This is a genomic window from Thioclava sp. F42-5 (assembly GCF_002213195.1).
Classification (GTDB): Bacteria; Pseudomonadota; Alphaproteobacteria; order Rhodobacterales; family Rhodobacteraceae; genus Thioclava; species Thioclava nitratireducens.
The window spans coordinates 292793-305912 of sequence record NZ_NBNZ01000002.1 but is presented as its reverse complement, the minus strand read 5'-3'; the positions used below and the strand labels follow the sequence as shown (position 1 = coordinate 305912).

General features: G+C 64.1%; 10 protein-coding genes. 1 reads left to right on the top strand and 9 read right to left on the bottom strand.

The window, feature by feature from the left end:
* Nucleotides 1-53: 53 nt before the first annotated feature.
* From B6V74_RS06785 to acs, 8 genes are all read right to left on the bottom strand, one after another.
* Nucleotides 54-2150 carry an exonuclease domain-containing protein gene (locus B6V74_RS06785; protein ID WP_088722352.1) on the bottom strand — a complete coding sequence of 699 codons (2097 nt, stop codon included), beginning with the start codon at nucleotides 2148-2150 and terminating at the stop codon, nucleotides 54-56.
* Nucleotides 2150-2539 (bottom strand): response regulator, encoded by a 390-nt coding sequence (locus tag B6V74_RS06780; RefSeq protein WP_075774064.1) that lies wholly within the window; start codon nucleotides 2537-2539, stop codon nucleotides 2150-2152. The genes B6V74_RS06785 and B6V74_RS06780 overlap by 1 nt, the downstream gene beginning before the upstream one ends.
* Before the next feature lie 4 nt (nucleotides 2540-2543).
* On the bottom strand, nucleotides 2544-3080 hold the full coding sequence (locus B6V74_RS06775) for a hypothetical protein (protein ID WP_088722351.1): 537 nt from the start codon (nucleotides 3078-3080) through the stop codon (nucleotides 2544-2546).
* Nucleotides 3081-3089: 9 nt separating this feature from the next.
* A complete protein-coding gene (locus tag B6V74_RS06770; RefSeq protein ID WP_088722350.1) occupies nucleotides 3090-4919 on the bottom strand; it encodes a DUF294 nucleotidyltransferase-like domain-containing protein in 1830 nt (609 codons plus the stop codon).
* A 93-nt stretch (nucleotides 4920-5012) separates the two neighbouring features.
* Complete coding sequence (locus B6V74_RS06765; RefSeq protein WP_075774061.1) at nucleotides 5013-6752, bottom strand: sodium:solute symporter family protein; 1740 nt, start codon at nucleotides 6750-6752, stop codon at nucleotides 5013-5015.
* Nucleotides 6753-6773: 21 nt separating this feature from the next.
* The gene (locus B6V74_RS06760; RefSeq protein WP_075774060.1) at nucleotides 6774-7031 is read right to left on the bottom strand and encodes a DUF4212 domain-containing protein; all 258 of its coding nucleotides are present in this window, start codon (nucleotides 7029-7031) and stop codon (nucleotides 6774-6776) included.
* Between the two features lie 63 nt (nucleotides 7032-7094).
* Nucleotides 7095-7787 (bottom strand): adenylate kinase, encoded by a 693-nt coding sequence (locus B6V74_RS06755; RefSeq protein WP_075774059.1) that lies wholly within the window; start codon nucleotides 7785-7787, stop codon nucleotides 7095-7097.
* Nucleotides 7787-9754 (bottom strand): acetate--CoA ligase, encoded by a 1968-nt coding sequence (acs, locus tag B6V74_RS06750; RefSeq protein WP_077701305.1) that lies wholly within the window; start codon nucleotides 9752-9754, stop codon nucleotides 7787-7789. The genes B6V74_RS06755 and acs overlap by 1 nt, the downstream gene beginning before the upstream one ends.
* A 423-nt stretch (nucleotides 9755-10177) precedes the next feature.
* On the opposite strand from acs, the gene B6V74_RS06745 reads away from it, so the two are divergent.
* Nucleotides 10178-10675, top strand: a complete 498-nt coding sequence (locus B6V74_RS06745; RefSeq protein ID WP_088722349.1) for a pyridoxamine 5'-phosphate oxidase family protein — start codon at nucleotides 10178-10180, stop codon at nucleotides 10673-10675.
* Nucleotides 10676-10759: 84 nt separating this feature from the next.
* Here B6V74_RS06745 and B6V74_RS06740 read toward each other — a convergent pair whose 3' ends face one another.
* Nucleotides 10760-13051, bottom strand: a complete 2292-nt coding sequence (locus tag B6V74_RS06740; RefSeq protein WP_088722348.1) for a glycosyl hydrolase family 28-related protein — start codon at nucleotides 13049-13051, stop codon at nucleotides 10760-10762.
* Between the last annotated feature and the right edge of the window lie 69 nt (nucleotides 13052-13120).

Here is a 13120-nt window from a genome sequence, read left to right as displayed (position 1 = left end):
GCCTTGGCCCAAATATCCCGGGGGATCTCCGGAGGAGATGGGGGCAGAGCCCCCTACCCGTTCAGATCCTTGAGCAGCCGCCCGTGCTTGCGCAGCTCCGCCACCAATTCGCCGAACGTCCGCAACCCCCGCGCCTGCAGCGCCGGCAGCATCTTCAGAAAAGCATCCGCCGTCGCGACCGTATCGCCGATCGCGGTGTGGCGTGCCTCCTCGGGGATGGTGATGCCAAGCCTGTGGGTCAGCGCGTCGAGCGTGTGGCTCTCCGACTGCCCGAACACCACCGCCGACAGCAGCACCGTGTCGAGGATCGGATGATCGAACCGCTCTCCGATCGCGCCTTCCTTGCGATGCAGGAATTCCATGTCGAAGGGCGCGTTATGCGCGATCAGCACCGCGCCTTCGGCGAAACGATGGAAATCGCGCCCCACCTTGGCAATGTCGGGCGCGCCTTCGACCATCGCGTTCGAGATGCCGTGCACCTCGGTCGAGCCGGGCGGAATCGGGCGTTTGGGATCGACGAGCGTGTCGAAGACCTCGGTATCGATCCGCCGCCCGTTGACGATCCGGACCGCGGCGATCTGGACGATCTCATCGCCCTCGGTGGGCAGCAGGCCGGTCGTCTCGGTGTCGAACACGACATAGGTCAGATCGGTCAGCGGCGTGTCGGCGATCTCGGCGACGCGCTCGCGCGCAAGCAGGTCGAAATCGTAGACCACCGCGCGCGGCACCGGCTTCGGGCGTTTGGTGACATGGCGCGCCTCGCGGAGCGGGATACACAGGCGCGCACGCGTGTCGCCCAGCTTCTCGGGCCAGATTTCGGCGGCATGGGTGGTGAGCACCCGGTGCCCGGTCACATCTTCCAGCCCGGTGTCGAGCGGTTCGGCAAGCCAGCGCTCCAGCTCTCCGATCGGAAGCGGAGCGCCTTCCCATTCCAGCGCGATCAGCGCGCCGGGGCCGTCCTCTGTAATCTCCAGCCGGAAGTCGCGCCGGTCGGTCAGGCGACGCACCAGACCCGCCAGAAGCGCGACCATCTCGAACCCCTCGCAGCGCAGCATCAGCGCGGCCGTGACCGGGAGGATCGCTCCCCCTTCGGCGGCTACCCGCGCGGCCACCGCCTGCCCCAGATCGGAGGCGCGGATCATCGCGAGCGGCCACCAATCGGCGCGGTTCGCCTCGTGGCGCTCGAAAAATTCGTGGATCGCGGCGGAGAGGTGATGCGCCTCGCAATTGGCGGCCTCGCGAACCCGGTCCCGCTCCGGACCCGGGGCGGGCCCGTCGTCGGCGGTCAGGACCCCGATCAGCGATTGCAGCGCGGCGGCCGGGCGGCGGATGCGGTCGAACAGCTCATCCATCAACTGCTCGCGCTGCGCATGAGCGGCCATGTCGCCCGAGACGTCGCGCAGCGTCAGCACGTAGCCCGGGCGCTTCGAGACGTAGTGATCCTCACCCTCCGACAGCAGCCGCATCCGGGCGGCGAGCACGCGCCCCTCCGCCTTGGTCGAACACAGCAGATCCGAGGCCGCATCGGGGTCTTCCGTCGCCAGAAGACGCTCATAGGCATGGGCGATGGGCGGCTGGTTGAGGTAATCGAAAACGCGCCGATCGAGCCCCGGCGCATGGGCCGAGCCCAAGAGCTCCACCGCCTGCCCGTTATAGAAAGCCAGCTGATGATCGGCGGTGCAGAGCAGCACGCCCACCGGCACATCCGACAGGAGCGCCTCGAGCCGCTCCTTCTCCTGCGCGAGCCGCGTCGTCTCGCGCTGAACGGCTTCGGTCAGGGCGTTGCGGGTCTCCGACAGATGACGCGTGACGGAGGCCGCGGCGGGAGCCAGATCGCCCAGATGGCGCGCGATATCGACATCCATCTCGCCCTCGATCTCGGCGGTGGTGCGGGCGCGCAGCATCCCCGAGAGCCGCTCGATCGGTTTGGCCACGTTCTCGTCGAACAGAAACCAGATCCAGGCGATCAGCCCGAGGATCGCGAAGCCCGCGACCGTGCCGCCGATCACCATAGCGTTCAGCAAATCGGGATCGCCAAGCCGGGTGAAGCCGAACCACAACCCCGCCACCAGCGCCGCGAGATTGCCGAGCGCGAGCGCGGCGAAGAACAGGAACACCCGGGTGCGCAGGGAGAGCCGGGTGAGATCCATCAGGCCGTCTCCCCGTCGAGAATGCGGTGGACCTCCTCGCGCAATTCGCGCAGTTCGAAGGGTTTGGCGATGAACCCGTCAGCTCCGAGCGCGAGCCCCTTGCGGCGCTCCATCGCGGAGCCGCGCGCGGTCATCATCAGGATTTTCACATCGCCGAGGCCCTTGTCGGCGCGCACGCCTTCACAGATCTCGTAGCCCGACACTTCGGGCAGCATCACGTCGAGAAGGACCAGATCGGGGCGGGTCTCGCGGATCTTCTCCAGCGCGCCGCGCCCGGTGTCGATCCGGTCATGCTCGTAGCCCTCGCGACTCATCAGGTAGTCGAGCGCGATCGCGATATTGTCCTCGTCCTCCACGATCAGGACGCGATGTTTCCTCCCCCCCGGCATGGTTTCATCCTCCTGCGCATACCGCTTTCAGCCCCGGGTCGTCGGGCGTGAGCTTCAGCCAACCGCCGCCCGACAGCTCTCCGTCTTTCGACAGCGTGGCCCCGTTCACCAGATCGGCGCGGCTGTCGGTCTTGCAGTCATAGACCGTCGGCACCGTCTGCAGATTCTGCCAGCGTCCGATCAGCAGCAGATCGGTCTCGACCAGTTCCGGCTTGCCCGCGACGGGATGTTCCACCTTGCCGCCATCAACCGCCATGAAACGCGTGACCATCGGCACAAGGTAGGTCCAGGGCCGCCACGGCACGCTTTCGTCGATCTTCTGCAGCACGACGACCGTGTCGGGCATCTCGGAGCGCATTTCGGGAAACCACGAATATTCGCTCCAGATCGTATAGCCGATCAGCGCCGCGCCAATTGCTGCCGGCATCACCCATTTCGGCAGCTTCTCGCCGCGGATCCGCTTGGTCAGATGCGACAGCAGAAAGACCACGAGGGCGGCCAGCAGGCCCGCGGCGATGGTCGAGATGAAATCGTTCGTCATAAGCTCTCCTCAGCTCATCGCGCCTTTGCCGTGACCGGCGGCCGATTGCATGGTGCGCACCACCACGAAGGCATCGCGCAGATGCGAGCGTTCGAAATCGGACAGGTCCGAGGGTGCAAGATAATTGTCGGGCTTGCGCCCCGAGCGCGCGAGATGCGCCTGGTTCTCCAGTCGCATCGACGCGATCAGATCATAGGCCTCGACCAGATCGCGCGCGCCGGAATGGCTCAGCACGCCGGCATGCTCGGCCTCGATCAGACGGGCGCGGGTGTTCACTTCGGGCAGGCGGCCTTGAAGCGCATAGATGCGGGCCAGATCGGTCACTGGCACCACGCCGTTATGCTTCATGTCGATATGATTGCGATGCTCGCCCGAGCGGATCGTGGCGAAGCCCCGGATCAGGCCCAGCGGCGGGTGATGCTTGAGGCTGTTGGCGATCATATGCGCCACGAAGATCGAGTTCTTCGCCGCCTTCGCCAAGGTCTCTTCCTGCAGCTGCTGGAACAGCCCTGCCCCGTTGCCGCCGATCGCGCGCAGGTCGAACATCACCGAGGCCAGCATCTGCGCCTCGGGGTTCGGCTTGGCGATCCAGCCGTTGAAATAGTCCCGCCAGACCCGGACCGGCTGACACCAGCGCGGGCTCGTCGCCATCATGTCGCCCGGGCAATAGACGTAACCGCAGGCGTCCAGACCATCCGAGACGATCTTCGCGAACTGGCGGAAATACTCCATATCAGCCTCGGTCACCGCATCGTCGAGGATCAGGCAGTTGTCCTGATCGGAGACGCCGGTCTGCTCCTGTCGGCCCTGAGAGCCGCAGGCCATCCAGAGATAGGGCACAGGCGGCGGCCCCAGCGTCTCTTCGGCCATCTTCAGCAGCCGGCGCGTGACTGCATCGGCGATATCGGTGATCAGCCGCGTGATGACCTCATGGGCGTGATGCCCGCCCACGAGCTGCACCAGAAGCTGCGGGATGCGCGCGGTGACGGCGGCCATTTCGGCCACCGTTTCGGCGCCCGCCACATCGCGGATCAGCACGGCTGAACTTACGGCCTGAAAGCGGGTCAGATCGGTCTGGGTGATCATGCCCACGAAGCGCCCGCGATCGGTGATCGGCAGGTGCCCGACGCGCTTTTCCAGCATGACATGCAGCAGGTCCGTCCCCAGCCCGTCGGGCGTCAGCGTCACCGGATCGGGCGTCATCACCTCGCCTACCGGCGTGTCGGGTGCGCGCCCCTCGGCCAGAACCTTGTTCGACAGGTCGCGCACGGTGACGATCCCAACCAGCGCGCCATTCGCATCGGTTACGCCCAAAGAGGAGATATGTGCGTCGCGCATCTGCCGCGCGGCCTCGGTCACGGTGGTCTCCGGCGCGCAGCCCATCGGCTCCTGCGCCAGCAGATCAGCGATCTTCATCGTCGCGATGGAGTTGGTGCGGCTCTCGCCGCCGCGCACCCGGTTGAAGAACCGCGCGAAGGCGGGGGTGTTCTGCGACAGCTCCCGGAATTCGTCGACTGGCAGTTCCAGCAGCACGGTCTCGGCGGTGGTGCGCGCGGTGGTCGCGGCGAGCCCGTCGCGCATCAGACCGCGCTCACCGAATGTGTTGCGCGCACCGAGGATCGAGACCAGTGCCCCGTTCTGGTCGGTCACTTCGACCGATCCGCGCTTGATCAGATAGATGCCCTTGAGCGGCTCGCGATAGGAATAGACGGTCTGCCCGGCGGGAAATTCCCTGCGACGGAAGGAACTGGCGACACGCTCCAGCTCGTTGCGCGGCAGATTGTCGTAAGGGTGGACGCCTTCGAGAAATGCGAGGATCGGGGTCAGATCGGCGGCCATGATCTTTTCCTTCGGGAAGTGGCGGCGCCCCCCGGGGCGCCTGCCGGATTTTCGAGGGGCGGGACGAGGGTTCCCCCGTCCCGCGCCGCTGTCTCAGTGGTCGACTGCCGCACCGGCGCCTTTCGGCACGCGGATCGACTCGACGAGCTCCTGGATGTCTTCCGGGGTCTCTTTGGTCGCGTTCGAGACGAAGTAGGCGACGATGAAGTTCAGGACCGCACCGATCACGCCGAAGGACGTCGACTTGATCGAGAGGATCATCGGGTTCGCATCCGAGAACATGTTGGTGTCCGGGATGAAGAACCAGCCCTTGTGCAGGAAGATGTAGACCAGCGTGGTGATCAGGCCGGTCAGCATGCCCGCGACGGCACCGGTGTTGTTGATGCGCTTCGTGAAGATGCCCATCATCAGTGCCGGGAAGATCGACGACGCCGCCAGACCGAAGGCCAGAGCCACCGTCTGCGCCGCGAAGCCGGGCGGGTTCAGACCCAGATAGGTCGCGATCGCGATCGCAACGGCCATCGAGATACGGGCGGCCAGAAGCTCGCCTTTTTCCGAGATGCCCGGGTTGATCTGCGACTTGATCAGGTCATGCGAGACCGCCGACGAGATCGCCATCAGAAGGCCCGCAGCGGTCGACAGAGCCGCAGCCAGACCACCGGCCGCCACCAGCGCGATCACCCAACCCGGCAGGTTGGCGATCTCGGGGTTGGCGAGGGTGATGATGTCGCGGTTCACGGTCAGTTCGTTGGTGTCGCCCGCATTGTACTCGATGCGACCGTCGCCGTTCTTGTCGTCGAAGGACAGAAGACCGGTCGCGGCCCAGTTGCGCACCCACGACAGGTTCTGATCGTTCTCGATCGCGGTCATCTCCACCGCCGGCTCGTTCACGCCATTGGGGTAGAAGGTCGAGATCAGGTTCAGACGCGCCATCGCACCCACAGCCGGAGCGGTGAGATAGAGCAGCGCGATGAACACCAGCGCCCAACCCGCCGAGGAGCGCGCGTCGGCGACCTTCGGAACGGTGAAGAAGCGCACGATGACGTGGGGCAGACCGGCGGTGCCGACCATCAGCGTCATGGTGAACAGGAACATGTTGAGCATCGTGTCATGCTGGCCGGTATAGGACGCGAAGCCCAGATCGGAGACCAGACCGTTCAGCGTCGACAGGATCGGCTCGCCGGTGTTCACGTCGTTCGAGAACAGGCCCAGGCCCGGGATCGGGTTGCCGGTCAGCTGCAGCGAGATGAAGATCGCCGGGATCGTGTAGGCGATGATCAGCACGACGTACTGAGCCACCTGCGTGTAGGTGATGCCCTTCATGCCGCCCAGAACCGCGTAGAGGAACACGATCGCCGCGCCTATGAACAGGCCGGTGGTGTTGTCGACTTCGAGGAAGCGCGAGAACGCGACGCCCACGCCGGTCATCTGACCGATAACGTAGGTGATCGACGCCACGATAAGGCAGACCACGGCCACGGTGCGCGCGGTTTGCGAGTAGAAACGGTCGCCGATGAATTCCGGCACGGTGAACTTGCCGAACTTGCGCAGGTAAGGCGCAAGCAGCATGGCCAGCAGCACGTAGCCGCCAGTCCAGCCCATCAGGTAGGCCGAGGTGTCGTAGCCGCCAAAGGCGATGATGCCCGCCATCGAGATGAACGACGCGGCCGACATCCAGTCAGCGCCCGTAGCCATGCCGTTGACGACCGGGTGAACGCCGCGACCGGCGGCGTAGAATTCCGACGTGGAACCCGCACGGGCCCAGATCGCGATGCCGATGTAGAGCACGAACGTCGCGCCAACCACCAGCAGGTTGAGGGTAAACTGATCCATATCCCTCTCTCCTCCCTGAGATTACTCTTCGACGCCGTGCTCGCGGTCCAGTTTGTTCATCCGCCACGCATAGGTGAAGATGAGCACCAGGAACACGAGGATCGAGCCTTGCTGGGCGAACCAGAAGCCGAGATCAGTGCCGCCGATCTTAATGCCTGCCAGCATAGGGCGCAGCAGGATGCCGAAGCCGAAGGACACGATGAACCAGATCACCAGAGAGATCTGGATGGTCCGGATATTCGCCTTCCAATAGGCGTTGGACGAGGATTTGTCCGCCATGAGACTAACTCCCTTTAGTTTCTCTCCAGACGGGCCCCTCATGGGCCCGCCCCTCCCCAAAAATCAGGCCGAGACGCGCTCTACGATCGACCCAAGGCCCGAGGCGATCTCGTCGATGGAGCCCATCGCGTCGATTTCCTCGAGAACACCGAGCGCCTTGTAATGGGCGATCAGCGGTGCCGTTTGCGCGTGATAGGCCTCCAACCTGGCGCGCGCCGTCTCGGCATTGTCGTCGGCCCGGCGCTTGAATTCCGTGCCGCCGCATTTGTCGCAAACGCCCGCGACCGCGGGCTGTTTGAACTCGTCGTGATACCCCTCGCCGCATTTGGCGCAGGTGTAGCGGCCGGCGACGCGGGCGATCATCGCCTCGTCGTCGACCTCCAGGCTGATCGCCGCGGTCACCGACTGGCCGTTCTCCTCCAGAAGCCTGTCGAGCGCCGCAGCCTGCCCGGCGGTGCGCGGGAACCCGTCGAGGATCACCCCTTTAGCAACGTCCGGTTCCGCCATGCGATCTTGCAGGATCGCCAGAACGATCTCGTCCGAGACGAGACCGCCCTCCTCCATCACCGCTTTCGCGGCGAGGCCCGCCTCGGTGCCCTGCGACACCGCGGCCCGCAGAAGATCGCCCGTCGAGAGCTGCACGAGGCCGAACCTCTCTTCGAGCATCCGCGCCTGCGTGCCCTTGCCCGCGCCCGGCGGGCCGAGAAGGATCAGAACCGCAGGCTTGGTCCGCGTCATGGTCGTGCTGTCGGCCATCACTTGTTCCCGCGGTTTTCGATCAACTCGTCGACGACCGACGGGTCGGCCAGCGTCGAGGTGTCACCTAGGCTGCCGAAATCGTTCTCGGCGATCTTGCGCAGGATGCGGCGCATGATCTTGCCCGAACGGGTCTTCGGCAGGCCCGGCGCCCATTGGATGATGTCCGGTTTCGCGATCGGGCCGATCTCGGTGCGGACCCACTTCTCGAGCTCCTTGCGCAGCTCGTCGGAAGGTTCGACATCGTTCATCAGCGTGACATAGGCATAGATGCCCTGCCCTTTCAGCTCGTGCGGGTATCCCACCACGGCAGCCTCGGCCACGGCCTGGTGCGCGACCAGCGCGGACTCGACTTCCGCCGTGCCCATGCGGTGGCCCGAGACGTTGATCACGTCGTCTACGCGGCCGGTGATCCAGTAGTAACCGTCGCTGTCGCGGCGGCAGCCGTCACCGGTGAAGTAATAGCCCTTGTACTGGCTGAAATAGGTTTCCTGGAAGCGCTCGTGATCGCCCCAGATGGTGCGCATCTGGCCCGGCCAGCTGTCCGAGATGCAGAGCACGCCTTCGGTCTCGGTTTCGTCCTGCTTCACCGCAGTCTGCGGGTCGAGCACGACCGGCTTCACGCCGAAGAACGGACGGGTCGCCGAGCCGGGCTTGGTGGGCGTCGCGCCCGGAAGCGGGGTCAGCATGTGACCGCCGGTCTCGGTCTGCCAGAACGTGTCGACGATCGGGCATTTGCCCTTTCCGACATACTTGTCGTACCAGGCCCAGGCCTCGGGGTTGATCGGTTCGCCGACCGAGCCCAGCACCTTGAGAGCGGACAGATCGTATTTCTCGACCCATTCCGGCCCCTGCCCCATCAGCGAGCGGATCGCGGTGGGCGCGGTGTAGAACTGGTTGACCTTGTGTTTCTCGCACACGGCCCAGAAACGGCCCGCGTCCGGATAGGTCGGCACGCCTTCGAACATGACGGTCGTCGCACCATTCGCGAGCGGCCCGTAGACAATGTAGCTGTGACCGGTGACCCAGCCGACATCCGCGGTGCACCAGAATACGTCGCCGTCGTGATAGTCGAACGTGTATTGATGCGTCATCGCGGCATAGACCATGTAGCCGCCGGTCGTGTGCACGACGCCCTTCGGCTTGCCGGTCGAGCCCGAGGTGTAGAGGATGAAAAGCGGATCTTCCGCGTTCATCGGACGCGCCGGACAATCGGGCGAGACGTTCTCCATCATCGCCTTCACGTCGACATCGCGCCCGTCGATCCAGGTGGTCTGGTCGCCGGTATGCTTCACCACGAGGCAGCGCACCTTGTCCGAGCAGTGCAGCAGCGCGGCGTCGGCATTGGCCTTGAGCGGCGTGCGGCGACCACCGCGCGGCGCGGTGTCGGCGGTGATCACGACTTTCGCACCCGAGTCATTGATGCGGTTCGCCAGCGCGTCGGGCGAGAAGCCCGCGAAGACGATCGAGTGGATCGCGCCGATGCGCGCGCAGGCGAGCATCGCGTAAGCCGCTTCGGGGATCATCGGCAGGTAGATCACGACGCGGTCGCCGCGCATCACGCCCTGGCTCGAAAGCACATTGGCGAAGCGGTTCACCTTCTCGGAAAGCTCCTTGTAGGTGATGTGCTGCGCCGGGGTTTCCGGATCGTCGGGCTCGAAGATGATCGCGGTCTGGTCGCCGCGCGTCGCGAGGTGGCGGTCGATGCAGTTCACGCTGGCGTTCAACACGCCGTCCTCGAACCACTTGATATCGACATGGCCGAAGGTGAAATCGGTGTTCTTCACCTTGGTATACGGCGTGATCCAGTCGAGGCGCTTGCCCTCGCGGCCCCAGAACTTCTCCGGGTCGGTGATCGATTCCTTGTACATCTCGCGATATTTCGCAGCGTCGGCATGGGCGTTCTCGAAGCCCGGCGGGACCTCTTTGACCTCTGGAACCTGAGTCACCTTGTCTTGCGCAGTCATGAGTTTCCTCCCAGCAATTTCGCCTTGCGGCACGGCGTGTCCGCATGTCGCCCGCGTCATGGTGCAGGCCCTCTACCCCGCGCCACTGTAACTCAAAAGTTAAGATTCATGTAACCCCCTTTATACGCTGAATTTTTTTGTAAACTTTTTGACACCGATTGCGCTAACGCTGTAAATGCACGGAAATGAGGCAGAAAATAGTCGCGCTTAATCAAGCGCTTGCCTGTAGCGTTTCATGCGCGCGGTGCCCGCATCTGAAAATCGACCTCATGGTTAAAAGCGGGCGGCAACCAAGAAGAGGGAACATGGCACCACGGGGTGATTCGGTACGCAATCTGTCGTTACATCATCCTAAAGCCGACGACGTCGATTGCGGACGGCGTGGCTGAGTCCTAGCATTAGGACGTCCGGGAGGAGTCGCCCATGCCGCAACCAACTCCAACGACCGACCCAATTCGCCCGACGGATGACGAGGCCCGCGCCTTGGCGCAACGCCTGATCCGCGAGGCCCGGTTCGGGGCGCTCGGCACGCTCGACCCGGATACGGGCGCGCCGGTCGTGACCCGCGTCGCCCTCGGGCCCGGCCCTCAGGGGGAACTGTTAATCTTCGTATCCAGCCTCGCGGCGCATACGACAGCCCTGCTGCGGGATCGCCGCGCGGGTCTGCTGTTGGGAGAGCCCGGCTCAAAAGGCGATCCGCTCACCCATCCGCGCCTCTCGCTGCAGGTCGAAGCCCATGCCGTCGAACGCGACAACCCCGCCTTCCCGACGATGCGCGACCGCTGGCTCGCCGATCATCCGAAATCGAAGCTTTATATCGACCTGCCCGATTTCTTTTTCTTCGATCTCCGCCTGACCTCGGCCAGCCTCAATGGCGGCTTCGGCCGCGCTTTTCGCCTGATGCCTGCGGACCTGACATGAAAACGGCGCGCAAGACTTTCATCCCACGCGCCGCATCGCCAATCCGTCCGCCCCGGCCCGGATCGGCACAGCCCAAGCACCCCGTCAGATCGGGTTATCCATCCGCAGCGTGACTTGCAGCCGCCCCTTCGCCGCCTCCGGCCAGTTCACCGTGATCTGGTTCTTGGCCGCGCCCTGCTCCACCGCGACATAGGGCATTGCGTCGATCCGCGCGCCCGAGCTATCTCGCACCATCCCCTCGGCGATCAGGCCTTGAACATTGCGCGCCCAGCCCGCGAAGGGCAGGTACTCGCTCGCATCCGCCGTCCAGACCGATTGCGCAGCCGATTGGTTCACCTCGACCATCACCGGGTTCTGCGATATCTCTTTGATCCCGTTGAACATATTCCCTTCGAACACCACATTACGCACCCGCGAGCGGTCGATATCGGCAAAGCTCGTATCGATTTTCTCGATCCGGTCGACACTGCCGTTGAGCGACTTGAACACGTTGTTCGTCACGCTCAGCCCTTGGATGAAATGCCCCGGCCCATAGGGCTTTATCGAGAGCCACGTGAACCAAGGCGCGACGTTGATGCACACGCAGGTATTGCCCGTCACGGTCAGCCCGCCAAAGCTGTACTCGCTCGCGAAATCCGGCTCGGCATCGTGTTCATTCGTCCATTCGATGACCGAGTTATCGATGTAATTTCCGGTCACCGCCGATTGCACATTGGTCTGCGTGAAAACGAGCCCCGCAACGCGCACGCCGCTGGTTTCCTCGTCGCCCTGAAACCAGTGATTACCGACGATCAGATGCCCAGAGCCATTCAGCACGAAGGCCGTTCCGAAGCGCACGAAGCGTGAGTCGCGGATCTTGCTGTCATTGGCGTTGACGTTCAGCACCATCGACTTGCGATCCTGCGCGGGCACCAGCATCTCGTCCGACAGGAACTGACAGCCATCGATCAGCAGGTCCTGGCACCCGCGCCCGATTGAGGTGATCGCGCGATCCTTGGGCCGCACCACATAGCTGTCGCGGATCTGGAACATCTGCCCGTCGGGCGCCAGCATGATGCAGCTCGCCGCGCCGTTGCAGAGGAATTCCACATTGGCGATGTTGAACCGGTCGAGCTTCTCCATCCCGGAGAAATCCAGCACATATTGGTGACGTGTGAAGGTATAGGTCCGCGTCCCAGATCCGCCATAAAGCGGCTGCGAGAGATACAGCGTCTGCGCGCCGTTATTCTTCGACCTCACATAGACTTCGCGCCCGACGCCGGTGCCGGTGATCCGCGCGCCAACGGGAATATTGGCGATATTGGCGACCGAGGTCAGCTGCATCGACTGGCTCACCGAATAGGTCGCCTGCGACGTCACCACATCATCGTACCAACCAGATCCCGCGATCACGTTGATCTGCCCATTCTGCAGAACCCGGCGGTTCGAAAAGCTCGACAGGTCCGGCGCGATCTCCTCGATGCGGATCGGTTCGGTCACCTCGACGCGACGCCCTTTCAGATCCAGCACGTTATGATCGGTATATCCGAACAGCGCCTGCAGCGCCTTCTTGAACCCAGCCAGCTCATCGCCGAACGCCGCCGCATAGGTCGGGAAGTCGAAAGACGACATCAGCGCCAGCTTCGCCGCCACCGGCATTACCAGCGTGCCCACGAACTCTACCGGCGACGAGATCGAGATCGAGCTGCCCAGATAATAATTCCCCTCCGAGACGAGAACCTTGCGCCCGTTCGCCGCCTGATCGGCCGCATTGAAGGCCGCGACGTTGTCCGTGACGCCATCCCCGACCGCGCCGTAATCCTTCACATCGACCCAGCCCATCAGCTCGCGCAGGAAGGCCTCGGTCACATCCTCGATCTCGATATCGTCGATGCGCACGACCCCGCCAGTCGCGCCCGTCAGGTCCAGCCCGAAATGCCCGTAAATCGCATCCAGCCCCCACGACATATCGACACCGTCGCGCGAGCCGGTGCCCACGATCGCAGAAACCTCGACCACCTCACCATAGCTTTGCAGCGCCACCGTCGGCCCCACCTCGACCACGCCGCTCACGTGGCTACCCGATCCCGTCACCGCATAGCCTGCAATCCTCACCTCAGGCAGGTTGCCGCTCACCGCCTTCACCCGCGCCCGGATGCGCAGATAGGCGCCCGGCAGGATCGGCGTGTCGCCCATGTAGCGCAGTTTCTGCACCGTCTGCATCTTGAGCATTTCCAGACAACCGCCGAAATCCGCATCCGCCGGAACCAGCGCGGCATTGCCCGAGCTCTCATAGGTCGTGGAGCCCGGCGTGCCATCTTCACTCGACCATTGATCCAGCCCTTCGGCGAATGCGGGCGGGGTCAGCACCAGCCCTTCGGTAATCGCGACGTTCATCTGCAATCCTCTTGTCCATTTTCCACCCGCGCGCGCCCCGCGCATCGCTCCATGCGCCTTGGAACCCGC

Bases quoted from the DNA above. Each gene is read 5' to 3' on its own strand.
- B6V74_RS06785 (WP_088722352.1), bottom strand. From the start codon at position 2,150: ATGGATCTCACCCGGCTCTCCCTGCGCACCCGGGTGTTCCTGTTCTTC.
- B6V74_RS06780 (WP_075774064.1), bottom strand. From the start codon at position 2,539: ATGCCGGGGGGGAGGAAACATCGCGTCCTGATCGTGGAGGACGAGGAC.
- B6V74_RS06775 (WP_088722351.1), bottom strand. From the start codon at position 3,080: ATGACGAACGATTTCATCTCGACCATCGCCGCGGGCCTGCTGGCCGCC.
- B6V74_RS06770 (WP_088722350.1), bottom strand. From the start codon at position 4,919: ATGGCCGCCGATCTGACCCCGATCCTCGCATTTCTCGAAGGCGTCCAC.
- B6V74_RS06765 (WP_075774061.1), bottom strand. From the start codon at position 6,752: ATGGATCAGTTTACCCTCAACCTGCTGGTGGTTGGCGCGACGTTCGTG.
- B6V74_RS06760 (WP_075774060.1), bottom strand. From the start codon at position 7,031: ATGGCGGACAAATCCTCGTCCAACGCCTATTGGAAGGCGAATATCCGG.
- B6V74_RS06755 (WP_075774059.1), bottom strand. From the start codon at position 7,787: ATGGCCGACAGCACGACCATGACGCGGACCAAGCCTGCGGTTCTGATC.
- acs (WP_077701305.1), bottom strand. From the start codon at position 9,754: ATGACTGCGCAAGACAAGGTGACTCAGGTTCCAGAGGTCAAAGAGGTC.
- B6V74_RS06745 (WP_088722349.1), top strand. From the start codon at position 10,178: ATGCCGCAACCAACTCCAACGACCGACCCAATTCGCCCGACGGATGAC.
- B6V74_RS06740 (WP_088722348.1), bottom strand. From the start codon at position 13,051: ATGAACGTCGCGATTACCGAAGGGCTGGTGCTGACCCCGCCCGCATTC.